Raw genomic sequence first — 22,422 nt, forward strand, 5'->3', positions numbered from 1 at the left:
ATTTTCGAACCGTGAATCACGCACCCAAGCGGAAATCAATGGGTCCTGACCCTAGAGCGGCAATCTGGTCCAATGGGGCGCTTACGAATTTCAGCGCCGACGATTTTAGCGTCCCAAAAGTTCGCAGGATTTCTGAGGCAATATAGGGAAGAGAATCCCGGCGTCGCAATTGAAATAGATCTGTCCGATGACCTCCGCGATGCGATTGATGAGCAGTATGACTTGATCGTTCGCATTGCGGGTTTGAGTGCGCTAATCAAAGGAGCGGATCTGTTGTTTCCGACCGCCGGGATTATCTGTGCTGGACCAGACGATAGGCGGGAGATATCAACTCCGGAGGACCTTGCACAGATGTGTTGGATCAAGACGCCGACAATGGGTCAGACATTGACTCTTTCCGAGGCAAACGGCCGTGGAAACATTACAGTGACCCCAAGGTACAATATGGTGGTGAACAGCGGGCAATTGGTGCGGGCTCTGGTGGATCAGGGCGTCGGGTTTGCGATTTTCCCGGATTTTGTCATCGCCGATGCACTGGCAGAGGGACAGATTTTCAACGTCTTCCCCGAGTGGAGTGCCGGAGAACGCGGCGTTTTTGCGATACACTCAGCCCGCAATGCGAAGCTCAGCATTGCGACGGGATTTGTGGAAGGGTGGAAGGCCTATATTGCTCAGACTTGTAGTTGAGTGAAATCGATACTGGTGACGATCATCTCGCAGACTTGGCCACGTGAGATATTTCCGACGAGACATTCAAATTCTTTGGGGAAAGCCCAATTGTTCGTTTTCTAATGACTAACCTCGGCAAGCAATCGGTATCGCACCATACTTCGCGCGATATCGTCTTCATCGGTACTCAGCAGATAGTCTTCTCAAGAAAATGGGAGGACAACATGACCAATCGACTATTTCGGCCCACGCGCCGCGGGGTTCTGCAAGGGATAGGGGCCTCGGCACTGGTTAGCGGCCTTGCAACACCCGCTTTGGCCTCAGGTCGCCCAATAAAGATTGGATTTGTCACGCCGCAAACCGGACCTTTGGCGATCTTTGCCGAGCCTGATAATTTTGTGCTTGGCCAATTCCGCAAAGAGCTAGAAGGCGGGCTGATGATCAACGGGGCCAAGCACCCGGTTGAGTTCATCGTAAAAGATAGCCAATCGAGTTCGAACAGAGCCTCATCGGTGGCCCAGGAACTGATTTTTGAGGACGAGGTCGACATCATCACAGCGACCTCGACCCCGGACACCACGAACCCTGTCGCCGATCAAGCAGAGCTGAACGGCGTGCCGTGTATCACTAATGATACGCCGTGGCAGCCGCATTTCTTTGGGCGGCAAGGCGACCCATCGGTGGGCTTTGACTATACGTTCCACTTTTTCTGGGGGCTTGAGGACATCATTGGCGTCTTCACCGGCATCTGGGATGCGGTACCTACGAACAAGGTTGTCGGCGCGCTGTGGCCTAATGATCCAGACGGCAACGCGTGGGGCGATCCAAAACTGGGCTTCCCGCCTGTGATGGCTGAAAAGGGTTATGAGCTTGTCGATACAGGCCGTTTCCAGTCGATGACCGACGACTTTTCAGCGCAGATATCGGCATTCAAGGCTGCGGGTGTTGAAATTGTAACAGGCGTGGTGATCCCGCCAGATTTTACCACCTTCTGGACACAGGCTGCGCAACAAGGCTTTAATCCAAAGGTCGTGAACGTCGCCAAAGCCTCTGAATTCCCGCAAGCCATGGGCGCGCTTGGGGACCGGGCCGAAGGGCTTTCGGTCGAAGTATGGTGGTCGCCACATCACCCCTTTGCTTCAGGCTTTACCGGACAAAGTTCGGCCGAGCTTGCTGTCGACTATGAGGCCGAAACAGGGCGGCCTTGGACCATGCCGCTTGGATTCAAGCACTCGCTGTTTGAGGTCGCAATCGATGCATTGAAGCGCACCGAAGACCCAACCGATCCGGACAGCATCGCGTCTGCCGTTCGCGCGACCTCGTACAACTCGGTCGTTGGCCCTATCGATTTTGGCGCAGGTCCAGTACCCAACATCGCCAAAACTCCGCTGGTCGGCGGGCAGTGGCGCGTCGAGAACGGCAAGCCCGTGCTCGATATTGTTGAAAACAGCCTTGCACCCGAAGTGCCGCTCACGGCCGAAGTGCGAACCATCGCCTAAACCCGGATACCTCCCTGACTGCCCCGCGCGGCCTCGGCTTAGCGGGGCTTTCTTTTGGTCGTTTTTGGTCGTAGCGCCGACAAAATTGCATCCGAAAGAGCCTCAGGTCGGTCGACGCTGGGCCAATGCGAGGCACCTTCGAGGATGATCCGATCGATTGGATGGTTCTGCAGCCAATCAAGGCTTGCCCTCGGGCAATTCTCTGGATTGTAGAGATAGGTTACATGCGCAGAAGCGATCAAAATCTGCCCGGGGACGTGGAGCTTTGAAAACCTGCGGGCATCCTGACCCAGTTGCCATAAAGCCAAAGGATTAGCCCGAGTGACCACATCGCGATACCTAGATAGAATGTGCGACTCGTCGGCGCTCTCAGCGAGCCGGGATAAGAACGCGGCCCGAAAACTGGATGGGTCGTCATAGTTGGCTGCGGTGCCCGAGAAATAGGCGTCCTCGGGCGTCAGATTGCCTTCAAGAGAAAGAATTCTGTTCAATGGGCTGTCAGGCTTTGTGGCAGCCAGAGAAGCAATGATTGAGGCCACGGAATGCGCGATGACTGTTTCCGCCTTTGTTTCAGCGGACTTTTCAGCGACGACATCAGCAAGTGAAGCCAGCGTTGTCGGACCCTCTAGGGGCGGTGCGCCAAATCCGGGAAGGTCTAACGCGATAAGTCGATAGGCCGCGCCCAACGGTGTTCCGTGCAATGCAGAAAACATGCTGCCGTCATCCCCAAACCCGGCAATCATCAAAAGAGCGGGGCGCGTGTCTGCTTTAGTCACCATAGGGCCAAGTTCTTCCGACTTTCTTTTGCGTGCGCAACAACATTCGTCATGAGCGTGGTTTGCTTGCCGCTACTTCCAATGCGATGATTGCAATCCTGCGCCTGGCTAACGGTTGTGGGGTTTTCTTGTATAGGTTTCAACGATCCGAAAGAAATTCAGAACATGTGGTTTCGTATTGTCACGTCTAGCATGGGCACTGAGGCCTGTGCCGGGATTGAACCCTTGATACGCACGATAGAACACGCCGGGTCGTTGGGTGGTCGACACGCTTTCGGGCACTACTGACAGGCCGACTCCCACTGAGACAAGGCTGATTGCGGTCTGGTAATCTTGGGCGAAAATGGTCTCAGCAGGGGTAATGCCCTCTTCGGCAAGCACCCCCAAGACGTGATCGGCAAAGCTTGGACGGGGCCGGCGCGGGTAGAGGATGAAGGTCTGACCTGCAAGATCGCCGAGGGCGATTTTCGCGGCGTTGTTGAGCGCGCTGTTGTCCGGCATGGCCAACACCAGAGGTTCCCGGTGCAATTCAACGCTGCGAAATTCCTCGCCTTTCAAAGATGGTCGGGCGACGGCGATGTCGATTTCCCGTTGCACGAGCGCGCGTTCCAAATCCGCATTGTTCATCGCTGATAAAGCAAGGTCCACATCGGGGTAGTGCGAGCGATAGGATTTGATGATGGTTGGCAAAACGCCGTGGCTAGCGGACCCTACAAAGGCGATCCGTAGCCGTCCCGCGCTGCCTTGCCCAATCCGGGTCACTTCGCGAAAGGTGCTCTCGAGTTGATCCAGGATCACGCGTGTGCGGTCCAGCAACACATCCCCGGCAGGTGTCAGGCGGATTTGCGCGCGGGAGCGGTCAAAGAGTTTTACGTCGAGGTCCTTCTCTAACTGCGCGATTTGGCGTGAGAGCGGGGGTTGAGCCATATCCAAACGCTCTGCGGCGCGGCCGAAGTGCAATTCTTCGGCCACGGCCACAAAATAGCGTAGTCTTCTGAGTTCCATGGCTGTCCTCGTTTAACCCATGCGTGCCAGCGCCTCCACAAAGTGCGGACGAAACCGGGTCGGATGTTCGCTCATGGGAAAATGGCCGATCTCTGGCATAATGTCCAAAGTCGCGCCTGGAATGCCGTCTGCAGTGCGTTGGGCGTCTTCCGGCGTGCAGGTGAGATCATAGGTGCCGACCATGATGTGGACCGGTGCCTTTTGCGTGTCGATCTGGCCAAGGCACCCCACAAGCGAGTCGTCTTCGGTATAAAAGCTGAGATCGCCCCGGAAGACGCCGGGACCCGATTGCATGAACATCCATTGCGTGTTCCAGCGCTCCGCCTCCGGGGCCTGTGGGGCAATGTTGGCGGAGACCAAGGCGGCCCCCATCTCGCCACCCGGCGCGTCGGGACGGTGGAACCAGTCGATATCATACCAAGCCGGTTGGAAGTCTGAGGCTTCTATCGCGATGAATCCTGCGAAGCGCTCGGTATGGTGCAAGGCCAATTGCAGGGCAATCCGCCCGCCCATCGAACAACCTGCATAAATCGGGCGGTCGAGACCGAGCGCGTCGCAGAGGCTGAGCACGGTGGCCATATAGGTCTCTGTTGAGAGCAAGTATTCGTCTCTTTGCCAGCCCTCGGGAGGCAAGGATTTTCCGTGCCAAGGCATGTCTGGCGCGATGAAACGGTAGCGAGATGTAAGTTCATCGTCGTTGAGGACATGCCGCCATTGCCGGTTGTCCGCACCCGCGGTGTGAAAGAGCAAGACCACTGGGCCATCACCCGCTTCCTCAAAATAGATCCGTTGCGAAGTACCTTCGACATCTAGGGTCACATACCGGCCGGTGATGGCTTCCAAAGTCGCAGTCATGCCCTGATCTCCTGGCGACCGAGGGCCATAAATTCTTTGAAGAAGCGCAAGTTCTTGACTAGGCAGAGAATGTCCCCGTCGATGCGCCCACGTCCGATCTTCACCAGGCCAAAGATGTCATGAAACCCAGGCACGGGATGGACCTGCCAGAAGGCGTCCAGGGCGTCGCCATCGGAGCGGAACGCAAAGCGCCAGGGAGTCTTGCGGCTGGGGCCTGATTGGATCTCTGCCAAGTGTCCTTTTTCAAAGTGAAGGTAAAATTCCGCATCATCGATCTCCAAGAGCACCGTCTCCGAGAAAAGGGCCCCTAAACGCGCCAGATGCGGCAGCATGTTATGACTTGCGCGCATCGCATCGAGCCGGGAGGCGACGTCTAATGTGTCCAGCATGGGTCAGTTTTTCCTTTCAAAGCGGGCGGTCTTCGCTGGGTCGGGCGTGACACCAAGACCTGGGCCTTGTGGCACCAAGACGTGGAAGTCCTCGTAGATCAGACTTGCCTCGACGGTGTCTTCCGACAGGATCAACGGTCCAAAATGTTCACACCCCCAGGTCAAAGAGGGCAGTGTTGCAAAGACCGCAAGATGGGCGGCTGCTCCAAGACTGCTCTCCAAAAGGCAGCCGCCATAGAGTTCTTGCCCACCTGCAAAGGCAATGCCCGCCACACGTTGTAACGCCTGGGCGCTGCCATGTTTGCAGAGCTTGAGCGACAAGACAGATCCCGCGCCGGTTGCGGCCCCGTGGAAGGCTTCTTGCGGTGTAAACACTCCTTCATCGAGCATCAGCGGGATGCGAGATATCTTCGCCAACCGCGCCATGCCCGCCATGTTGCCCGCATCCAAAGGCTGTTCGATCAGCGAGATGTCGAGGGCTTCCAAAGAGGGCAGCCATTTGCGGCAATCGGCTTCGGACCAACCTTGGTTGATGTCGGCGATGATCTCGGTGCCTTCGGGCAGCTCTGTGCGCAGGCGATCCAACCGACGCAAATCGGTGTGGATGTCAGCAAAACCGAGTTTGATCTTGAAACGGTTGAACTGGCGCGCGGCGATCTTGGCTTTGGCTTCTTCCACTTCTTGAATTACATCACCGGAGGCCAGAGCCCAAATGACGGATATCCGGTCGCGCACCGCTCCGCCCAAAAATGCTGTGGCAGGCAAATCCAGAGTACGTCCTAGCGCATCCATGAGGGCCGCGCTAAGGGCGGATTTGGCGGAGGCGTTGCGTTTGGCGGCCGCATCCAGACGCAAGTTCGCGGCTTCCAGGTGGCATCCTGGTGTGCCGATCAAAGCTGGCGCGAGGTATGTGTCGATATTTGCCTTGATGGCCTCCACGCTTTCTTCAGACCAGCGTGGCCCGCCCAAAGTAGCCGCTTCTCCGTGCCCGATCACGCCATTGTCGAACCGCACTTGGACATGGACGTAGTTTTGGTGCGTGACGGCGGTATTCGACAATTTGTGTCGTCGCGTGGTGGGCACATTGAGGATCTTGGCTTGGATCTCGCGAATAGCCGTGTCACGGATTAAGTCTGGCGCGGTTTCAGGCGTGCTTTGGGCAGGAACGACCATATCGATGTCTCAAAACATGTGGGAAAGAGGGCTGGTTTTCAGGCCAGCCCGATGGGTCACTCGGCGGCCACGCCAAGCTTAGCGTCAGAGCGGATGGTGAAATCAAATTCCATCTCAAGGTCGGTATCGCCAGAGGAGGGTTTCATCTCGCCAATCAGTTCTTCTTTCACGGCAAAGACAGAATCGTTGTCGAGATAATCGGTCTCGCTGTCGTAGATTTGGGAGACGAGCGTTTTGAAGCCCAGCTTCTGGATCATGAAGTGGATATGGCCCGGGCGCCAAGGATGATGGCCCATATAATTGAGCAACTCACCCGCCGCCCCGTCATACGGGATTGGATAGGGGACGGGGCGCAACGCCACAAACTCATAGCGTCCGTTCTCGTCCGTCTCGAAGCGGCCGCGCAGGTTGTAGTCGGGCTGATCGGGGTCTTGTTGTTCATACATGCCGTTGGGCGCGTCCTCCCAAACGTCGACGGTAACACCTGGGACGGGAGCCCCATCGGTGTCGCGGATCACACCGCCTACACGGACACTTTGGGACCCTTCAAAGTCCTTCTGAACAATCGTCGCCCCATTGGGCAGCACCGGTGGGTTGTCGCGATAGAATGGGCCTAGCACCGTAGAAACGGTTTCACCGTCGGTGACTTTCTTATCTAGCATGTCAACGAGCACTTCGACACCGAGAATGTCGGAGATCAAGATAAACTCGCTGCGCGCATCGTCGGTTATGTCGCCCGCACGGCGCAACCAAGCCATGGCGTCGAGCCATTCATCATAGGTCAGGTTCACATCTTTGCAGAAGTCATGCATGTGCTTGAGCGCGCTGGCCATGATCTCGCGGTTGCGGGCGGGAACATCGTCTCCCAGAGACTTCACGACCGCCTCGGTGATGTTATCGATGGTGATATTGCGCATGGGTCTCCTCCTCAGGTCGCAAGCAACGTCTTTCTTTCAGACTGCGTTGGCAGGGCCCGTGAACCAATGCCGCGTCCGGTATACCGCGATACCGATTTAGTATCGAATGCCTCTTCGATTGACCAAATAGGTATGACCCCACACCGTTGCAGGCATTGAGAGCGCGGCTATCTCGCGGTCAGTTTGTGGCCAGGGAGGAGCTTTCATGCCCATATTGGAACTTAAAGGCGTCTCAAAACGCTATGGTGCGCTCACCGTGACGGACGATGTGTCCTTTTCGCTGGAAGAGGGCGCGACCCTCGGCATTATTGGACCGAACGGAGCCGGCAAAAGCACGTTGTTCAATCTCATTGGTGGCACGCACCGGGTGAACGAAGGCACCGTGTTTTTTCAAGGACAGGATGTAACGAAGACCGGCGCAGCGGAACGCTGTCATGCGGGCATCGCGCGATCTTTTCAAATCCCGCACCCTTTTGTGGGCATGACGGTTTTTGAGAACCTTCTAGTTGCTGATGCCTTTGGTACCACGGAGCGCCATGCACGCGAAGACCGCTGCCGGGATATCCTCGATCAAACCGGGCTGCTGCCAAAAGCCAACCGGCCCGCGGGCAGTCTGACGCTGCTGGAACGCAAGCGACTTGAATTGGCCCGCGCTTTGGCCACTGACCCAAAGCTTTTGCTGCTTGATGAGATTGCTGGCGGTTTGACGGAGGGCGAATGCAAAGCTCTGGTGGAGACGATCAAAGCCATCCGTGACAGCGGGGTCTCGATCATCTGGATCGAACATGTAGTGCATGCGCTGACGGCCGTCGTCGAGCGTCTGATTGTCATCGATTATGGCAAAATCATCGCGGACGGAGAGCCGACGGAGGTGATGGCGCTGCCGGTTGTCAAAGAGATTTATCTGGGGATCGATCTTGATGACCAAGCTGCTTAAAACCCTCGCCCTCGAGGCGTTCTACGGCGATTTCCAGGCGCTCTTTGGCATCGATTTGGAGGTGGCCAAAGGTGAGACCGTGGCAATCATTGGGGCGAATGGGGCGGGCAAATCGACTTTCCTGCGCGCTGTCACCGGCCTGCGACCGGCCACTGGTCAGAACATCACCTTAAATGGGACGCAAATCGCAGGTTGGCCTGCCAACCGCATTCACCATCTTGGTCTTGCCATGGTGCCAGAAGGGCGGCGGCTGTTCCCCTCGCTCAGCGTAGAGGAAAACCTCAAGATCGGAGCCGCCGGCAACCGGCCCGGCCCCTGGTCGTTAGACGAGGTCTACAGACTCTTCCCCGCGCTTCTTGAGCGGCGGCATCACGGCGGGACGGAGCTCTCTGGGGGACAACAGCAAATGGTGGCCATTGGGCGCGCGCTGATGTCAAACCCGCGGCTTTTGCTGTGTGATGAGATCAGCCTCGGCCTTGCCCCCAAAGTCATCCGTGAGATTTACGCCTCGGTGCCCCTCATCCGGGAGCGAGGCACGGCGCTGGTGGTGATCGAACAAGACATTGCCCAGGCGCTCAAAGTGGCGGACCGGGTCTATTGCTTTCAAGAAGGCCGCGTGTCGCTCTCGGGGGCCCCTGCGGATCTGAGCCGCGAGGCCATTGCACATGCCTATTTCGGAATGGAGGATGCGTGATGGAATGGATCTACGTGTTGGTACAGGGGGTCTTGCTCGGTGGCCTCTATGCGCTTTTTGCTGCTGGGCTTTCGCTCATGTTTGGGGTTATGCGGTTTATCAATATCGCCCATGGCGACTTTATCGTCGTGGCGGCCTATCTTATGCTGGTCATGGTGCTAACGTTCGGGCTGCATCCGGTCATTGGCATCGGTCTTGTGGTGATCTTAATGGGTTGTGCCGGGTACCTGGGCCAGCGGTTCCTGCTCAATCGCGTGCTTGATGAAGACATTTTACCGCCCGTACTTGTGACCTTTGGTTTGTCGATCATCATCCAAAACAGTCTTCTAGAGACCTTCAGCGCAGACAGTAAACGCGTGCCTTCTGGTGACTTTGCAACGGCCAGCTTGCGGGTCAGCGACGAATTGGCCGTAGGTGTTCTGCCTTTGGCGATGTTTCTGGCAGCCATTGGCGTGATTGGCGTGCTGCAGTTCATCTTTTACCGCACTGCGCTCGGTCGGCTCTTGCGGGCCACATCGGATGATCCCGAAATCGTCCCGCTCATGGGGGCCAACAACAGTCATATCTTTGCGTTGGCCACGGCGCTCGCCAGTGGGGTTGTCGCCATCGCAGGCACGATGCTTGCCATGAAAACCAACTTTGATCCCACGATCGGTCCCTCGCGTCTGCTCTTTGCCTTTGAAGCGGTGATCATCGGGGGCATGGGCAATATCTGGGGCACGCTTGTAGGCGGAATCGTCCTTGGCGTGGCCCAGGCAATCGGCGCGCAGATCGATGCGGGTTATCAGATTTTGGCGGGTCATCTAGCCTTCCTGGCTGTGCTGATTGTGCGCCCCCATGGGCTATTTGCAAAAGCGAAAGGATAAGTGAATGGCACAGTTGGACCTCTCCTCTGCAGCCCGTGGCCCCGATGTCACCCGCCTGGCTTTGATCGGCATTGGCTTGATTCTCTTCATTGCCTTGGCAGCAGCGCCTTTTTGGGCGGGTCGCTCGGACCTGCGCCTTCTGATGGAAGCCCTTAGCTTTCTGGCGCTGGCGCAGATGTGGAATTTGCTCGCGGGCTACACCGGGCTGATTTCCGTGGGCCAACAAGCTTATGTGGGCCTTGGCGGGTATCTCTTCTTTGCCCTCGCCATGTTCGCAGGCATCCCCGTCCTTTGGGCCATCCCGCTCGCAGCGCTTGCCGTAGGGCTGATCGCAATTCCCACAGGGTGGATCGCGTTCCGTCTGCAGGGGGCTTATTTCGCCATCGGCACCTGGGTTATTGCCGAGGTCTTCCGGTTGATCGCTGCTCAGTTTCCGGCTTTGGGCGGCGGGTCGGGCATCTCACTACCTGTCGCATTGGCGCGCTCGGTTGCGGAGACCCGAGGCGGGCGGGAAATGGTGATGTACTACATCGCGTTCCTCATTGCGCTCGGCGCTCTGCTCGCGGTGTGGTTGCTCTTGCGCTCGCGTTGGGGTCTGGCGCTGACAGCGATCCGGGACAGCGAACCTGCTGCCGCAAGTCTCGGGGTGAACATTCGCCGTGTGAAGTTCTTTGTTTACGTGGGCACCGCCATGGGCACCGCGTTCACCGGGGCGTTTATCTTCCTGCAAAAGCTGCGCATCACGCCCGAAGCGGCCTTTAGTGTAACGGAATGGTCCGCCTTTGTGATCTTCATCGTGGTCATTGGCGGGCTGGGCACCATCGAAGGACCTGTCATTGGCGTGATCCTCTTCTTCTTGCTGCGGGACCTCGCTGCCGATCTGGGCACTTGGTATCTCATCGGCCTCGGCGCTTTGGCCATCGCGGTGATGCTCATCGACCGGCGCGGCATTTGGGGAGCGCTCAAAGCCCGCGGTCTTCCCACCTTGTTTGTCACGCAAAGGACCCTGAAATGACCTCAACGCCTTGCATCATTTGTGTGGCCATCACAGGCAGCTTACCCAACAAAAACAACAACCCGGCTGTCCCCATCACCGTCGCCGAACAGATCGAGTCGACCCATGCCGCGTATGAAGCGGGGGCCAGCATCGTGCATGCCCATGTGCGCAATGACGATCAAACCACTTCCTCAGATCCCGCGAAGTTTGCCGCTTTGCAAGACGGCATCCGCAAACACTGCCCGGACATGATCATTCAGTTTTCCACGGGGGGACGCTCGGGGGCAGGGCAAACGCGTGGGGGTATGTTGCCCCTGCGTCCTGACATGGCCTCGCTCTCTGTGGGCTCGAACAACTTTCCGACCCGCGTTTATGAAAATCCACCAGACCTCGTGGACTGGCTGGCCGGCGAGATGCGTCGTTACACGGTCAAACCAGAGATCGAAGCCTTCGATCTCAGCCACATTTTCAAGGCCAAAGACATGTTTGAGCGCGGCGAGATCCTTGGCACGCCCTATGTGCAGTTTGTCATGGGGGTCAAAAATGCCATGCCCGCCGATCGCCATGTCTTTGACTACTATGTCGAAACTGTTCACAGACTTTTTGGGGCTGCCGTGCCCTGGTGTGCGGCGGGGATCGGCGCGCAGCAAGCGGTGTTGAACGATTGGGCGGCCCAGGCGGGCGGGCATCTGCGCACGGGTCTGGAAGACAACGTGCGGTTAGATCGCACGACATTGGCCCCCTCGAACGCCGCTTTGGTCACCCGCGCTGCAGAGACTGCAAGGAAGCACGGGCGCTCGATTGCATCACCCATGCAGGCCCGGTCTCTTTTAGGGCTTACGCCCACCCCTCAGCCTACGCGTGCGCCTGCCAATCTGGATGCTTGAACGCACGGGCTACGAGTGCTATGTCATCCTCGGGAATGCTGTCCTTGAAATTGGAGTAGGCCATTCGGTCGCCCAAGTTCATCAGTACGGTCATGAGTGGTTGCGTGGAATGAACGCCCGGAAACGATAGTCACCGCTCGGTGTTTCGATCACCTCGCCGTCCATACCATAGTCGCGTACACCTCCCGTTCAGGCGACGAGAACGCACGATGCAAAGATTCAGGCGCATGCGAAGTTTACGGAAATTCGCCGCCGTCCATTCATCCGTCTACAACCACTTCAACCAAGAGTGTTCTCTCATCAGCCGAGAAACCTTCAGGTTGACACGAGTCGCCGCCCTAAAAGAATGGGCGAAATTGGCGCGGCATAAAGGGCAGCTCTACTGGTCTATCTGAGACTGGTTCGAATTTGTCTGACAACACCGTGCGTTGGGTTCGAAGTTGTATGTTGGCACAACATCTTCAGCGTATCACAAACGGGTTAGACATTGGCTCTTCTGAAGTATTTAGCCAAACAGTTTTTGTTCGTGTGTAATCGTGAATAGATTCAACACCAGCCTCTCTGCCATAGCCAGATTGATTATAACCTCCAAAGGGCGCAATTGGTGACACAGCACGATAGGTGTTGATCCAACAAATTCCCGATTTCAAACGGGACGCAATGCGATGGGCGCGGGCGACATTTTCAGTGAAAACACCAGATCCAAGCCCGAACGGCGTGTCGTTGGCCAGGGCAATCGCTTCGTCTTCCGTATCAAAAGGAAGCAATGTCATCACAGGTCCGAACATTTCAACCTTGAGCGTCTCTGTTTCAGCGCTCGTGCATTCAACAAGTGTCGGGGCCATGTAATTTCCTGGCCGGTCCAGCGGCGCTCCACCAAAACGGATGCGTGCGCCTTGTTCTGTTGCCTTTGCTAGTGTTGCCTGAATTTTGGAAACCTGGGCATAAGTACAGAGCGGGCCAATATGTGTGATTTGTTCCAAAGGGTCCCCAATAACGATACCTTTCATTTTCTCTTCGATCCTTTCGGCCAGGGCTTCCAGCACTGGACGATGTATCAACCCGCGCGACCCGGCCACGCAGCTTTGGCCTGAGGCTCCAAAATTTCCTGCAATCAGGCCGTTGGCCGCGCCATCCAGATTGGCATCATCGAAAACGATGATCGGAGATTTACCGCCTAACTCCAAAGTGGTTACAGCAAAATTCTCAGCCGAATTGCGCACGACGTGACGCGCTGTTTCCGGTCCTCCGGTGAATGCGATCCGGTCCACCTCGGGATGCCGCGTGAGGGGGACCGAACAATTTTCGGCATCACCAGTAATAACGGAGATAACACCGGGCGGAAATCCTGCTTCATCGATTAGTCGCGCAAACTCCAGGATCGGAGCGGGCGCAATTTCTGATGCTTTCAGCACGACCGAACAACCTGCCGCAAGCGCAGGTCCTAGCTTTGTTGCAGTTAGAAACATCTGAGCATTCCAGGGCACGATTGCGACCACTACGCCTATGGGTTCGCGCTTTGTAAAGACATGCATATCCGGTTTGTCGATCGGAAGGACCGCACCTTCGATCTTGTCTGCGAGGCCGGCATAGTATCGATAATAATCGCCGACATAAGCTGTCTGACCCGCGGTCTCGGCCAATAGCTTTCCGCTATCCTTCGTTTCGAACTCGCCCAAGTGTTTAGCGTTCTGTTCGATCAGTTCCGCAAGCTTTAGCAACAGCCTGCCGCGTGAGGTTTGCGTCATGTCGCGCCACGCCGGGTCTTCAAGCGAACGACGCGCCGCAGAAATGGCACGGTCCACGTCTTCCGCGGACGCGCAAGCGAAACTCGACCATTCCTCACCGGTTGCGGGGTTTTGCGATTTCATCACTTGCCCACGCGATCCTTCTACCCATTCGCCATCAATATAGAGCTGAAAGTGTGGTTTCTGATGCATAATCAACCCTCACTGAAACTTTGGCATTACATCGTCGATGAAACGGGCCAGCGAATCGCGCTTGCGCTCGAAGCTCATACCGCTGTCGATCCAGTACGAGAACTCATCATATCCAAGGTCCTCATAACGTCTCAGGCGGTCCGTGACACCATTTGCTGTCCCGAAAGTTAGATCACGAGCCAGGTTTTCCGGGACCATCATCGTGTTGGCCGCCATCTCTTCTTCCGTCAATTCTTGGATCAAGCCCTGTTGGACTGGCCGTTTGTTTTGGAACCATGCTCCGAAATAATTATAAAAGCGTGACAATTCCTTTGCAGCCTGATCCAGATCAGTTTCGTCGCTGCCAACATAGGTGTGGTGCAGTAGCATGATCTTGGGGCGAGAGCCCTGATAATCTGCACAGGCATATTCAAATCGACCCATTAGCGTTTCTATTTCCTCCATGCCCTGCCACAGCGGTGTAACCTGGATATTAAAGCCGTTCCGAACACCGAACTCATGGCTGTTTGGATCCCGTGCCGCGATCCAGATGGGCGGTCCTCCGGGTTGTACGGGCTTGGGGGCCGAGGTGGTTGCAGGAAATTTGAAGAACTCTCCGTCATGCGCACAATCTCCGTCCCATAGCTTGGGCAAAAGCGGCGCGATCTCGCGCATACGCTGGCCGGCATCCCATGCATCCATTCCGGGCATCATCCGTTCGTATTCATAGGAATAGGCACCGCGCGCGATCCCTAGTTCGATACGGCCGCCGGTCATGAGATCCGCAGCCGCCGCTTCCCCAGCTAGCTTGATCGGGTGCCAGAAGGGCGCAATCACTGTACCGGTGCCAAGCCGTATTTTTTTGGTGTGATGTGCGATATCCACTAAGGACATCAGCGGGTTCGGCGCGATGGTAAAGTCCATGCCGTGGTGCTCGCCGGTCCAGACAGCACGCATTCCGGCCTCATCGGCCATCTTGCACAGCTCAATGAACTCTTCATACAGCTTCTCATGGGATTGATCGGGGCTCAGCCGCTCAATGTGTGCAAAAAGAGAAAACTCCATCATTCAGGTCCTTTCCGAGAGGCTGTGCGTGTCGCCCTGCTGCGCGCTGCCAAGATAAAGTGAGAAGTCGCGGGTCCGGCTTTCCAGTGCATAGCGAGCCATCATTGTCGCGATGGGTTGCGTAGCGTAAGAAAGGGTTGCCAAATCCTTGATTGCGACCACATCGAGATTGCCGGGCCGCGCAATATCTGGTGCTTTGGCCAGTGTATATACATGATGCGTCGTGGGATCGTCATAGACCGAGTAGATAACGCCCAGATGTGCGTCGACTCCACAAGCGTGCAGCTCTCGCCGGAGGCTGTCCCGCAGTTGCCGCCGATCTGAAAGCGTGACTTGGGGCGGTCTGAAGCCAGCCTCGGTTTTCTCCAATAATACACGTCCTTCATGTTCGATGATAGCACCGCAGACGACCTCTAGCCCCGTGGGTTCAAGAGCACCGCATTCCAGACCAAGACTGAAATACCGTCCGTTTGCAAAGCCGAGTGCCGGGATTTCGGTGTAGTTATACGCCTCGACTTGCCCGATCAAAACGCAATGGTCGCCTGCCTCAACCACCTTATGGGTCTTGCAGGAAAACGTCGCGACTGCGTCGGTAATCAGTGGAATGCCGCGCGTGTCGAGGGTGTGTTCTACTTTGGCAAATCGATCACCTTTGAAACCGGCGAATGTGTTGGACACATCCTCTTGCCCCTCGGCCAGAATATTCACAGCAAAACGATTACAGGTCGAGAATTCGTGATATGACGACAGGCTTTTGCCGGGGCAAACCAAGAGGAGTGGCGGATCTAGCGAAACCGATGTAAAAGAATTTGCCGTAAAGCCCAGAACCATGCCAGAGGTATTGCGCATGGTCACAACTGTTACGCCTGTCATGAAACCGCCAAATGCGCGTCGGAGTTCACGGGGGTCGAGTTCGGTCATGGTTGTATCTCGCTCAGTAAGCTGGAAATGGCGGTGTTGACATGAATTGCATGTGTCATCGGCAACATATGGGCCGCGCCGTCAATGATCTGCGCACAGCCGTTTGGGGCGACTTCCGCCATAGTGCGAGACATGTCAGGCGTGGAGTTCGGCTCTAGACTGCCAGTCAGAAAAAGCGCGGGAAATCTAAGCTTCCCCAACTCGTCTCGCCGAGGACTTTGGCTTTGGGCAAAAACTGAATACGCCAGCTTGTAGGCCGCTGGATCCATGGCTGTAAGCCATTCATAGCAGGCATCGCGTTCGGGCGAAGCAACATCGCCGAACCATCGGTGCAACGTGTCGGTTGGATCGACCTGTGTTTTGCCGTCCAATTTTGCAGCCCGATCCTGTACCGCTTGCGCTGCTTTTGCACTGCGCTCAAAAACAGCGTTCAAAGCCACGACACCTCGGACCTGATCCGTTGCCTTGGCGGCAAGATCCAGAGCGATCATAGCGCCCATGGAGTGACCCACCACAATGACCGGCCCATTCAAACAGTCCAGAACACTCTGGACCGCATCCCGGTAGTCCGACAGCTTACCGTTGGAGGTGTTAAGCGGGCTTTCTCCATGACCAGGCATGTCCGGAGCGGTCAAGCGACCTGCAGAGGCCAGCCCGTCCAACTGGGCCCCCCATGCTTCAGCGCGTAGGCCGACGCCGTGCAGCAACAGAACATCCGGTCCTGAGCCAGATTGAGTTGCGGCCAGCCCGCCGATCTCAGAGCGCGGCCGGGTTGTCCACGTCATGGTCCAATTCCTGAAGGTCTTGATAACGATCACCAATGCGGTGATGCGGTCTGCCTGAGGTAGCCGCCCCCAAGACGATAACGATCTCGTCATCGCGCGGCGCATCAGAGATTGAAAACTGTATGGTTAGGTAGTGTGAACGGCGCCCGACATCGTTCTTGTCCATCAATGGCACCATGATCGGCGCATTCGCCGGACCACGTGTATTCGTGAACGCCAGATAGGATTTAGCGCCAACCGCCTGTCTGTAGTGATTGCCGAAGCGCAGAGTATGAATTAGCCCCGAAGCGTGCTCGACCTCGCCATTCAGCCCGACGACTGCCGCCTTACCATAGGCTTCGATCGCGTTACTACTTCCGGCTAACGCAATCATGCGGTCTGAAATCATCTTTCCAAGAATGGGTCCGTAGACCTGGATTTCCGGTTTAAGGTCTTCGACGTATCGACCAGCCCATGGGTTGGTGACTATTGCGGCCACTGCAAACATGCGCCAGGGGGGATCCGCTGGCCGGAATCCTTCAACAAGAACCTCTTCGTCGTAGGTAACAAACTTGCGTATCTCTGGCTGCATCATACCCCTCCTGTCGCGCTGGTTGAGGTTAGAAACGAGCGTGATTTTTGACAAATGATTGAATTATGTGCTTTCACATTAAAAAGACTAATGGCCAACTTGACCAATGAGCAAATCACTTCCGCCTCTAACCTGGTTCCGCTCCTTTGAGGCCGCTGCGCGCACACTGAGTTTTACGATAGCGGCGGAAGAAATCGGTCTGACACAATCGGCCGTTAGTCAGCAGGTAAAATCTCTTGAGATGCGATTGGGGACAGCGCTTTTTACGCGGCATCCGCGCAGTCTGGCCCTGACAGATGCCGGGCGAAAACTGTTGCCCGAGGTTGGCAGGGCACTTGAGGTACTTGCCGCGGCTGCTGGAAGGGCCGATGCTAGCGCACCAGGTGATGTTCTGACGGTCGCAACATCAGTCAGCATCGCACAATGGGTCATCGCTCCAAATCTTGCAGACTTTGCCAGGCGCCATCCCGATATTCGCGTGCGCCTGTTAAGTGCAATCTGGCCTGACGATTTCCATGCGACTCAGGCTGACGTTCAAATCCGGTTCGGTTCAGAAAAGCAGGTAGGGCAAGATTCCGAGCGCTTGATACCGGACAGCCTGGTTGCTTTTAAGGCGCCGACGCTTGCCGGAGACCCGTTTGATCTTCCGCTTATTGAGGCAGTCGGAACGTCAAGCGGTTGGAACACTTGGTTCGAGAAGCAGGGCGAGCGGCGCCAGCCAACCGTTTTCGTCGATACATTCGGTATGGCGCTTCAGCTTGCCGCTCATGGTAGCGGTGTCGCTCTGGTTAGCGAATTGCTGGCAAAACATGCGATTGCATCCGGTTCGGTCGAACGCGCGCATAGCTTATCTGTCAAATGCAACGAGGGGTATTTTCTTTCCTCCGATGACACCAATCCTGCGGCCACATTGTTTCATAACTGGTTGCTTGAACAGTTCAACGATTGATCAAATTTCCACAACCAATCGACGGTGCAACTATCACGGTTTCACAGACATTTTTCGAGGCCGATGGCACAAACACTCTGCAGGTCCGCTTTCCTTGATCAGGATCGACTCGGTTATCGCAAGGCCCCAATCGTCCATCCAAAGTCCGGGCATAAAGTGGAACGTCATGCCTGCTTCCAGGATCGTATTGTCTTCGTCGCGCAGCGAAATTGTGCGTTCACCCCAGTCCGGAGGATAACTGAGGCCGATAGGATAGCCACAGCGCGCACCGCGTTCGATCCCTTCACGTTCAAGCGGTGCCGCAAGCGCCTTGGCAATATCGCTTGCGCGATTACCGGGCCTAGCGGCCTCTAGGCCTTTCTCCAACCCTTCAACCAAAGCTGCCTCGGCCTTTTTGACGTGATCGGGCGGTTGGCCCAGAAATACCGATCGGCAGAAAGGTGCATGATAGCGGCGATAGCACCCTGACAGCTCAAAGAAGGTACATTCGCCCGACCTGAACACATCTCCATTCCATGTCAAATGCGGCGCAGCAGCGTCGGATCCTGACGGTAAAAGTGGCACGATGGCTGCGTAGTCTCCCCAGTCATCACCGACGCCCGTTATCGCATCGTGATATATCTGCGCGACCAGTTCATTCTTACGCAGCCCGGGTACAACGCGTTCAAGCACACCGTCAGTCACGAATTCTGAAATTCGGGCCGCCTTGCGCATCAGGGCGATTTCTTCGTTGGATTTCACGACCCGTTCCCAGTTAACCAAGGCCGTTGCATCGATCAGGGTTGCCCCGGGCAGTTCCGTTTTCAGAGTAATATGGGCTTTGGCCGAGTAGTAATAATTATCCAGTTCCACCCCAATTCGGCTTTGGCCATGTCCGCATTCTTGAATAAGCTTGGCTAGGTCCTGCATTGGATGCTGCGTGGTCGACTGCACGAAGTGATCTGCGTATCCGAAAACCCGATCGTCCCCCATCCATACGGTGCGCAGCGCACCGTTTGCATCCTGCCGGCGCCCCCACCAGATCGGGTCCGCGTCAAGAAAAATCAACGCACCCTGGTGAACGTAGAAAGACCAGCCCTCATATCCGGTGAGCCATCCGATGTTCGAAGGGTCTTCGATAAAAAGGCAGTCAATTCCTTTTGCGTCCATCGCCTTTCGGGTCTTGGCAAGACGACGGTCATATTCCGCCCGGCTGAAGGCTGGATCAGAGTGGGTCATTGGCGCCTCCGGTCAACAAAAGACTTTGGTTGACAGAACCCTACCGATCCGCTCACGTCAACGAGCGAGAATTCGGGGGCTGCATGAAAACCGATATCAATCCGCACCGAAAGGTGCGAAGCACCGGGCCATTCAGGCTGCGTCATTTCAACTTTTCAGCCTGCATGCGGCGCATTATCGCTGAGGTCGCCGGATGAGGGGGTTCGAGCCAGCAGAATTCGCGGCGCGTACCGAACGCGTACAGGTGATGATGAATGCCGTGGGCCTGTCGGCGCTGCTGCTGACCACGGAAACCGATGTGCGTTACTTTACCGGATACCTGACCAGATTCTGGCAAAGCCCGACCCGTCCTTGGTTCCTGATCCTGCCTGCGGTCGGTAAACCGGTTGCAGTTATCCCCTCGATCGGCGCCTCGTTGATGGGGCAAACCTGGATCGACGACATCCGAACGTGGAGTTCGCCCGACCTTCAGGATGACGGCGTCTCGCTTTTGACGGATGCCCTGACGGAATTGACGCCCCCCAAAGGCCGTATCGGAATGCCCGATGGTCACGAGACGCACGCGCGTATGCCAATGTCGGATATTGAACGCCTGCGAAACAGGCTCGGTTCGCGCCACATCACCGGAGACCACGGTATTTTGCGCGAACTGCGCATGGTGAAGTCCGAGGCGGAAATTGCCAAAATTGAAACCGCGTGCGGCATTGCCGGTCGAGCCTTCGCCCGAGTTCCTGAGATTGCTCGGGATGGCGTGCCCTTGGATCAAGTATTTCGCCGTTTCCAGATACTCTGTCTGGAAGAAGGTGCCGACTGGGTGCCGTATCTCGCAGGTGGGGCAGAGCAGGGCGGTTATTCTGACGTGATTTCGCCGGCGTCGTCGTCCCCCTTGAAGGCTGGCGACGTACTGATGCTTGATACCGGCTTGGTCTGGGATGGGTATTTCAGCGACTTCGACCGCAACTGGTCGGTTGGCCCACCATATCCCGACGTGCGATCTGCTTACGCCAAGCTGATCGAAGCGTCAGACGCCGCGTTCGAAATTGCGCGACCTGGCGCAACTGCTGCAGACTTGTTTCATTCTATGAACGCGGTACTGACCAAAGACTCTGAAGGTACGGATGCCGGCCGGTTGGGTCACGGGTTGGGGATGTCACTGACCGAATGGCCGTCCCTGATCTCGACGGATCAGACCGTTCTTAAACCTGGTATGGTGCTGACCTTGGAGCCGGGCATCGCGGTCAGGGAAAAGATCCTGGTTCATGAGGAAAACATCGTCGTTACTACCGGTGCTCCTCGCTTTATTAGCCCGCGCATTGGTCCGGAGATGATCGCGCTATGACCCAAATTCCCTACACGCTTGACGAAGATGACCCGCAAATTTCTCCACTAGGTTTGATTGTTCTGCAGGTCGACGAAACGATTGAGCCAGAACTCAGCGCGTATTTCTCAGATCAGAAAAACCCGCTTTATGTTACACGCATACCCAGTGGGATTGAGGTAACAACTGAAAGCCTTTCCGAAATGGAGAAAGCCCTGCCAGCGGCGGCAGAGTTGTTGCCAAGCGTGCGACCCTTTCGAGTGGTCGGATATGGCTGTACATCGGCCAGTTCGGTCATCGGATCAGAACGTGTGGCTGACCTTGTCAAGCAAGCGTGCAAAACAGACGAAGTTACAAACCCCTTGCGCGCTGCGACTGCTTGCGCTGCTGACTTAGGTGTTTCGAAATTCGCTTTGCTTTCTCCTTACATCGAGGAGGTTAACGCACCGCTGCGCACCGCGTTCTCGGAAAACGGTATAACTATGGATGTTTTTGGGACATTTGGACAAGCCGAAGAGGCAAAGGTTGCGCGTATTTCAGTACAGTCTGTGATCGACGCTGCTACAGACTTGGGATCTGATCCATCAGTTGACGCGGTATTCCTTAGCTGCACCAATCTCCGGACCTTTGACGCAATCCCTGAGATTCGTGAGCGAATTGGCAAGCCTGTTCTTTCAAGTAATCAAAGCCTTGCATGGCATATGCGTCGCCTCAATGTTGCTGATTGAAGCAGCAAACATGAAATGAAAAAGCGAAAAAACGTCATCTAATGTTGCCAAGCGCCCACTGCATCGTCTTAACTGATGACTACAGATCAATGAAATCCGAACTCATCGGATAATCAATTGACGCAACAGGGGGTCTTGTGACCGACACGAATGACGATGCCGCGTTTGTTGAATTTCAACGCGTTCAAAAATCTTATGATGGCGAGAATCTCGTCGTTAAAGACCTTAATCTGGCAATGCCAAAGGGTGAGTTCCTAACGATGCTCGGGCCGTCCGGCTCGGGCAAAACAACCTGTCTGATGATGCTTGCCGGCTTTGAAACAGCCACTCATGGCGAAATCCTGTTGGATGGGAAGCCTATCAACAATATCCCGCCGCACAAACGTGGCATTGGTATGGTGTTTCAGAACTACGCCCTGTTTCCGCATATGACGGTTGCCGAAAACCTCTCGTTCCCCCTCGAGGTGCGAAATCTGGGCAAATCCGAACGTGAGGAAAAGGTCAAACGCGCTCTGGACATGGTTCAGATGGGCGCTTTTGGGGGGCGCCGTCCCGCTCAGCTTTCCGGGGGTCAGCAACAGCGGATTGCGCTGGCCCGTGCGCTGGTGTTCGAACCCGAACTGGTTCTGATGGACGAACCGCTGGGCGCGCTGGACAAGCAGTTGCGCGAGCACATGCAGTTCGAGATCACGCGCTTGGCGCACGAATTGGGTATCACCACCGTGTACGTGACCCACGACCAGACCGAAGCGCTGACCATGTCTGACCGGGTCGCCGTTTTTGACGACGGTCGTATTCAACAGCTTGCTCCGCCTGATCAGCTCTATGAAGAACCGGAAAACAGCTTTGTTGCTCAGTTCATCGGGGAAAACAACACCTTGGAAGGTGCCGTAAAGTCGATTGATGGTGCCACGTGCCTTGTACAGCTGGATGATGGATCTGAGATTGACGCGGTGCCTATCAATGTTCACGTGCCGGGTGAAAGGACCAAAGTGTCAATCCGGCCTGAGCGTGTGGAATTCAACAAAGATCGCCTGCATGCCGATGCTCACACGCTGAAGGCTACGGTCAAAGAGTTCATATACATGGGCGATGTGTTCCGTTTCCGCATGTCCGTTGCGGGGAATGATGAGTTCATCGTTAAAACCCGGAACGCACCAGACGCAATTCGCCTGACCCCTGGTCAGGAGATCGAGATCGGCTGGCTGGCTCAGGATTGTCGTGCGCTCGACGCATAGACCAAGCTGCGCGAAACAAGCACAGCTCAATCAGAGGGACCGGCTG

Annotated in this window: 23 protein-coding genes and 2 pseudogenes; 13 read left to right on the top strand and 12 right to left on the bottom strand. The window is 56.0% G+C overall.

Annotation, left to right across the window (positions count from 1 at the left end):
- Positions 1 to 72 precede the first annotated feature (72 nt).
- Positions 73 to 687 (top strand): substrate binding domain-containing protein, encoded by a 615-nt coding sequence (locus tag GS636_RS10290; RefSeq protein ID WP_171669396.1) that lies wholly within the window; start codon positions 73 to 75, stop codon positions 685 to 687.
- A 206-nt stretch (positions 688 to 893) separates the two neighbouring features.
- Positions 894 to 2,168: an ABC transporter substrate-binding protein gene (locus GS636_RS10295; RefSeq protein ID WP_171669397.1), complete on the top strand. Its 1,275-nt coding sequence runs from the start codon at positions 894 to 896 to the stop codon at positions 2,166 to 2,168.
- A 38-nt stretch (positions 2,169 to 2,206) separates the two neighbouring features.
- On the opposite strand, the gene GS636_RS10300 is transcribed toward GS636_RS10295, so the two are convergent.
- The 6 genes from GS636_RS10300 to GS636_RS10325 all read right to left on the bottom strand — a co-directional run bounded on the left by GS636_RS10300 (position 2,207) and on the right by GS636_RS10325 (position 7,283).
- Positions 2,207 to 2,947, bottom strand: a complete 741-nt coding sequence (locus GS636_RS10300) for an alpha/beta fold hydrolase (protein WP_171669398.1) — start codon at positions 2,945 to 2,947, stop codon at positions 2,207 to 2,209.
- Positions 2,948 to 3,052: 105 nt separating this feature from the next.
- A complete protein-coding gene (locus GS636_RS10305; RefSeq protein WP_171669399.1) occupies positions 3,053 to 3,949 on the bottom strand; it encodes a LysR substrate-binding domain-containing protein in 897 nt (298 codons plus the stop codon).
- Positions 3,950 to 3,961: 12 nt separating this feature from the next.
- Positions 3,962 to 4,804: an alpha/beta fold hydrolase gene (locus GS636_RS10310; RefSeq protein ID WP_171669400.1), complete on the bottom strand. Its 843-nt coding sequence runs from the start codon at positions 4,802 to 4,804 to the stop codon at positions 3,962 to 3,964.
- Positions 4,801 to 5,193: a hypothetical protein gene (locus GS636_RS10315; RefSeq protein WP_371808720.1), complete on the bottom strand. Its 393-nt coding sequence runs from the start codon at positions 5,191 to 5,193 to the stop codon at positions 4,801 to 4,803. Before GS636_RS10315 ends, GS636_RS10310 begins: the two co-directional genes overlap by 4 nt.
- A 3-nt stretch (positions 5,194 to 5,196) precedes the next feature.
- A complete protein-coding gene (locus GS636_RS10320; protein ID WP_171669401.1) occupies positions 5,197 to 6,366 on the bottom strand; it encodes a muconate/chloromuconate family cycloisomerase in 1,170 nt (389 codons plus the stop codon).
- Positions 6,367 to 6,422: 56 nt separating this feature from the next.
- A complete protein-coding gene (locus GS636_RS10325; RefSeq protein ID WP_171669402.1) occupies positions 6,423 to 7,283 on the bottom strand; it encodes a dioxygenase in 861 nt (286 codons plus the stop codon).
- 205 nt (positions 7,284 to 7,488) lie between these two features.
- Between GS636_RS10325 and GS636_RS10330 the strand changes: the two genes are divergently transcribed.
- From GS636_RS10330 to GS636_RS22665, 6 genes and pseudogenes are all read left to right on the top strand, one after another.
- Positions 7,489 to 8,220 carry an ABC transporter ATP-binding protein gene (locus GS636_RS10330; RefSeq protein ID WP_171669403.1) on the top strand — a complete coding sequence of 244 codons (732 nt, stop codon included), beginning with the start codon at positions 7,489 to 7,491 and terminating at the stop codon, positions 8,218 to 8,220.
- The gene (locus GS636_RS10335) at positions 8,204 to 8,914 is read left to right on the top strand and encodes an ABC transporter ATP-binding protein (RefSeq protein WP_171669404.1); all 711 of its coding nucleotides are present in this window, start codon (positions 8,204 to 8,206) and stop codon (positions 8,912 to 8,914) included. The genes GS636_RS10330 and GS636_RS10335 overlap by 17 nt, the downstream gene beginning before the upstream one ends.
- On the top strand, positions 8,914 to 9,780 hold the full coding sequence (locus tag GS636_RS10340; protein ID WP_171669405.1) for a branched-chain amino acid ABC transporter permease: 867 nt from the start codon (positions 8,914 to 8,916) through the stop codon (positions 9,778 to 9,780). The genes GS636_RS10335 and GS636_RS10340 overlap by 1 nt, the downstream gene beginning before the upstream one ends.
- A gap of 4 nt (positions 9,781 to 9,784) precedes the next feature.
- Positions 9,785 to 10,795 carry a branched-chain amino acid ABC transporter permease gene (locus GS636_RS10345; protein WP_171669406.1) on the top strand — a complete coding sequence of 337 codons (1,011 nt, stop codon included), beginning with the start codon at positions 9,785 to 9,787 and terminating at the stop codon, positions 10,793 to 10,795.
- Positions 10,792 to 11,664 carry a 3-keto-5-aminohexanoate cleavage protein gene (locus GS636_RS10350; RefSeq protein WP_171669407.1) on the top strand — a complete coding sequence of 291 codons (873 nt, stop codon included), beginning with the start codon at positions 10,792 to 10,794 and terminating at the stop codon, positions 11,662 to 11,664. Before GS636_RS10345 ends, GS636_RS10350 begins: the two co-directional genes overlap by 4 nt.
- A gap of 179 nt (positions 11,665 to 11,843) precedes the next feature.
- A pseudogene (locus GS636_RS22665) lies at positions 11,844 to 12,059 on the top strand (hypothetical protein); the annotation flags it as partial.
- A 66-nt stretch (positions 12,060 to 12,125) separates the two neighbouring features.
- On the opposite strand, the gene GS636_RS10355 reads toward GS636_RS22665, so the two are convergent.
- Genes GS636_RS10355 through GS636_RS10375 form a run of 5 tightly spaced genes read right to left on the bottom strand, consistent with a single transcriptional unit; the run spans position 12,126 to position 16,925 of the window.
- Positions 12,126 to 13,604, bottom strand: a complete 1,479-nt coding sequence (locus GS636_RS10355; RefSeq protein WP_171669408.1) for an aldehyde dehydrogenase — start codon at positions 13,602 to 13,604, stop codon at positions 12,126 to 12,128.
- A gap of 9 nt (positions 13,605 to 13,613) precedes the next feature.
- Positions 13,614 to 14,648, bottom strand: a complete 1,035-nt coding sequence (locus GS636_RS10360; RefSeq protein ID WP_171669562.1) for an LLM class flavin-dependent oxidoreductase — start codon at positions 14,646 to 14,648, stop codon at positions 13,614 to 13,616.
- Between the two features lie 3 nt (positions 14,649 to 14,651).
- Positions 14,652 to 15,569 (bottom strand): flavin reductase family protein, encoded by a 918-nt coding sequence (locus GS636_RS10365; RefSeq protein WP_171669409.1) that lies wholly within the window; start codon positions 15,567 to 15,569, stop codon positions 14,652 to 14,654.
- Entirely contained in the window at positions 15,566 to 16,354 is a 789-nt protein-coding gene (locus tag GS636_RS10370; RefSeq protein ID WP_171669410.1) for an alpha/beta fold hydrolase, read from the bottom strand. The genes GS636_RS10365 and GS636_RS10370 overlap by 4 nt, the downstream gene beginning before the upstream one ends.
- On the bottom strand, positions 16,326 to 16,925 hold the full coding sequence (locus GS636_RS10375; RefSeq protein ID WP_171186603.1) for an amino acid synthesis family protein: 600 nt from the start codon (positions 16,923 to 16,925) through the stop codon (positions 16,326 to 16,328). Before GS636_RS10375 ends, GS636_RS10370 begins: the two co-directional genes overlap by 29 nt.
- Before the next feature lie 106 nt (positions 16,926 to 17,031).
- Here GS636_RS10375 and GS636_RS22670 point away from each other — a divergent pair.
- Together GS636_RS22670 and GS636_RS10380 are read left to right on the top strand one after the other, a co-directional pair.
- Positions 17,032 to 17,220 (top strand): annotated as a pseudogene (locus GS636_RS22670) (LysR family transcriptional regulator); the annotation flags it as partial.
- A gap of 18 nt (positions 17,221 to 17,238) precedes the next feature.
- Positions 17,239 to 17,874, top strand: a complete 636-nt coding sequence (locus GS636_RS10380; RefSeq protein WP_253746799.1) for a LysR substrate-binding domain-containing protein — start codon at positions 17,239 to 17,241, stop codon at positions 17,872 to 17,874.
- Positions 17,875 to 17,907: 33 nt separating this feature from the next.
- Here the strand turns inward: GS636_RS10380 and GS636_RS10385 are convergent, their stop codons facing one another.
- The gene (locus GS636_RS10385; RefSeq protein WP_171669411.1) at positions 17,908 to 19,092 is read right to left on the bottom strand and encodes a M24 family metallopeptidase; all 1,185 of its coding nucleotides are present in this window, start codon (positions 19,090 to 19,092) and stop codon (positions 17,908 to 17,910) included.
- Between the two features lie 193 nt (positions 19,093 to 19,285).
- Here GS636_RS10385 and GS636_RS10390 point away from each other — a divergent pair, with 193 nt between their 5' ends.
- The 3 genes from GS636_RS10390 (at position 19,286) to GS636_RS10400 (ending at position 22,376) form a co-directional block, all read left to right on the top strand.
- A complete protein-coding gene (locus GS636_RS10390) occupies positions 19,286 to 20,431 on the top strand; it encodes a Xaa-Pro peptidase family protein (RefSeq protein WP_171669412.1) in 1,146 nt (381 codons plus the stop codon).
- The gene (locus tag GS636_RS10395; RefSeq protein ID WP_171669413.1) at positions 20,428 to 21,138 is read left to right on the top strand and encodes an aspartate/glutamate racemase family protein; all 711 of its coding nucleotides are present in this window, start codon (positions 20,428 to 20,430) and stop codon (positions 21,136 to 21,138) included. Before GS636_RS10390 ends, GS636_RS10395 begins: the two co-directional genes overlap by 4 nt.
- Before the next feature lie 137 nt (positions 21,139 to 21,275).
- Positions 21,276 to 22,376: a polyamine ABC transporter ATP-binding protein gene (locus GS636_RS10400; RefSeq protein WP_171669414.1), complete on the top strand. Its 1,101-nt coding sequence runs from the start codon at positions 21,276 to 21,278 to the stop codon at positions 22,374 to 22,376.
- Positions 22,377 to 22,422: the final 46 nt, after the last annotated feature.

The organism is Ruegeria sp. HKCCD4884 (assembly GCF_013110855.1).
Lineage (GTDB): Bacteria > Pseudomonadota > Alphaproteobacteria > Rhodobacterales > Rhodobacteraceae > Ruegeria.

What these genes read in the sequence shown, in the direction of transcription:
- GS636_RS10290 (WP_171669396.1), top strand. Translation starts at nt 73, where the DNA reads ATGGGGCGCTTACGAATTTCAGCGCCGACGATTTTAGCGTCCCAAAAG.
- GS636_RS10295 (WP_171669397.1), top strand. Translation starts at nt 894, where the DNA reads ATGACCAATCGACTATTTCGGCCCACGCGCCGCGGGGTTCTGCAAGGG.
- GS636_RS10300 (WP_171669398.1), bottom strand. Translation starts at nt 2,947, where the DNA reads ATGGTGACTAAAGCAGACACGCGCCCCGCTCTTTTGATGATTGCCGGG.
- GS636_RS10305 (WP_171669399.1), bottom strand. Translation starts at nt 3,949, where the DNA reads ATGGAACTCAGAAGACTACGCTATTTTGTGGCCGTGGCCGAAGAATTG.
- GS636_RS10310 (WP_171669400.1), bottom strand. Translation starts at nt 4,804, where the DNA reads ATGACTGCGACTTTGGAAGCCATCACCGGCCGGTATGTGACCCTAGAT.
- GS636_RS10315 (WP_371808720.1), bottom strand. Translation starts at nt 5,193, where the DNA reads ATGCTGGACACATTAGACGTCGCCTCCCGGCTCGATGCGATGCGCGCA.
- GS636_RS10320 (WP_171669401.1), bottom strand. Translation starts at nt 6,366, where the DNA reads ATGGTCGTTCCTGCCCAAAGCACGCCTGAAACCGCGCCAGACTTAATC.
- GS636_RS10325 (WP_171669402.1), bottom strand. Translation starts at nt 7,283, where the DNA reads ATGCGCAATATCACCATCGATAACATCACCGAGGCGGTCGTGAAGTCT.
- GS636_RS10330 (WP_171669403.1), top strand. Translation starts at nt 7,489, where the DNA reads ATGCCCATATTGGAACTTAAAGGCGTCTCAAAACGCTATGGTGCGCTC.
- GS636_RS10335 (WP_171669404.1), top strand. Translation starts at nt 8,204, where the DNA reads ATGACCAAGCTGCTTAAAACCCTCGCCCTCGAGGCGTTCTACGGCGAT.
- GS636_RS10340 (WP_171669405.1), top strand. Translation starts at nt 8,914, where the DNA reads ATGGAATGGATCTACGTGTTGGTACAGGGGGTCTTGCTCGGTGGCCTC.
- GS636_RS10345 (WP_171669406.1), top strand. Translation starts at nt 9,785, where the DNA reads ATGGCACAGTTGGACCTCTCCTCTGCAGCCCGTGGCCCCGATGTCACC.
- GS636_RS10350 (WP_171669407.1), top strand. Translation starts at nt 10,792, where the DNA reads ATGACCTCAACGCCTTGCATCATTTGTGTGGCCATCACAGGCAGCTTA.
- GS636_RS10355 (WP_171669408.1), bottom strand. Translation starts at nt 13,604, where the DNA reads ATGCATCAGAAACCACACTTTCAGCTCTATATTGATGGCGAATGGGTA.
- GS636_RS10360 (WP_171669562.1), bottom strand. Translation starts at nt 14,648, where the DNA reads ATGGAGTTTTCTCTTTTTGCACACATTGAGCGGCTGAGCCCCGATCAA.
- GS636_RS10365 (WP_171669409.1), bottom strand. Translation starts at nt 15,569, where the DNA reads ATGACCGAACTCGACCCCCGTGAACTCCGACGCGCATTTGGCGGTTTC.
- GS636_RS10370 (WP_171669410.1), bottom strand. Translation starts at nt 16,354, where the DNA reads ATGACGTGGACAACCCGGCCGCGCTCTGAGATCGGCGGGCTGGCCGCA.
- GS636_RS10375 (WP_171186603.1), bottom strand. Translation starts at nt 16,925, where the DNA reads ATGCAGCCAGAGATACGCAAGTTTGTTACCTACGACGAAGAGGTTCTT.
- GS636_RS10385 (WP_171669411.1), bottom strand. Translation starts at nt 19,092, where the DNA reads ATGACCCACTCTGATCCAGCCTTCAGCCGGGCGGAATATGACCGTCGT.
- GS636_RS10390 (WP_171669412.1), top strand. Translation starts at nt 19,286, where the DNA reads ATGAGGGGGTTCGAGCCAGCAGAATTCGCGGCGCGTACCGAACGCGTA.
- GS636_RS10395 (WP_171669413.1), top strand. Translation starts at nt 20,428, where the DNA reads ATGACCCAAATTCCCTACACGCTTGACGAAGATGACCCGCAAATTTCT.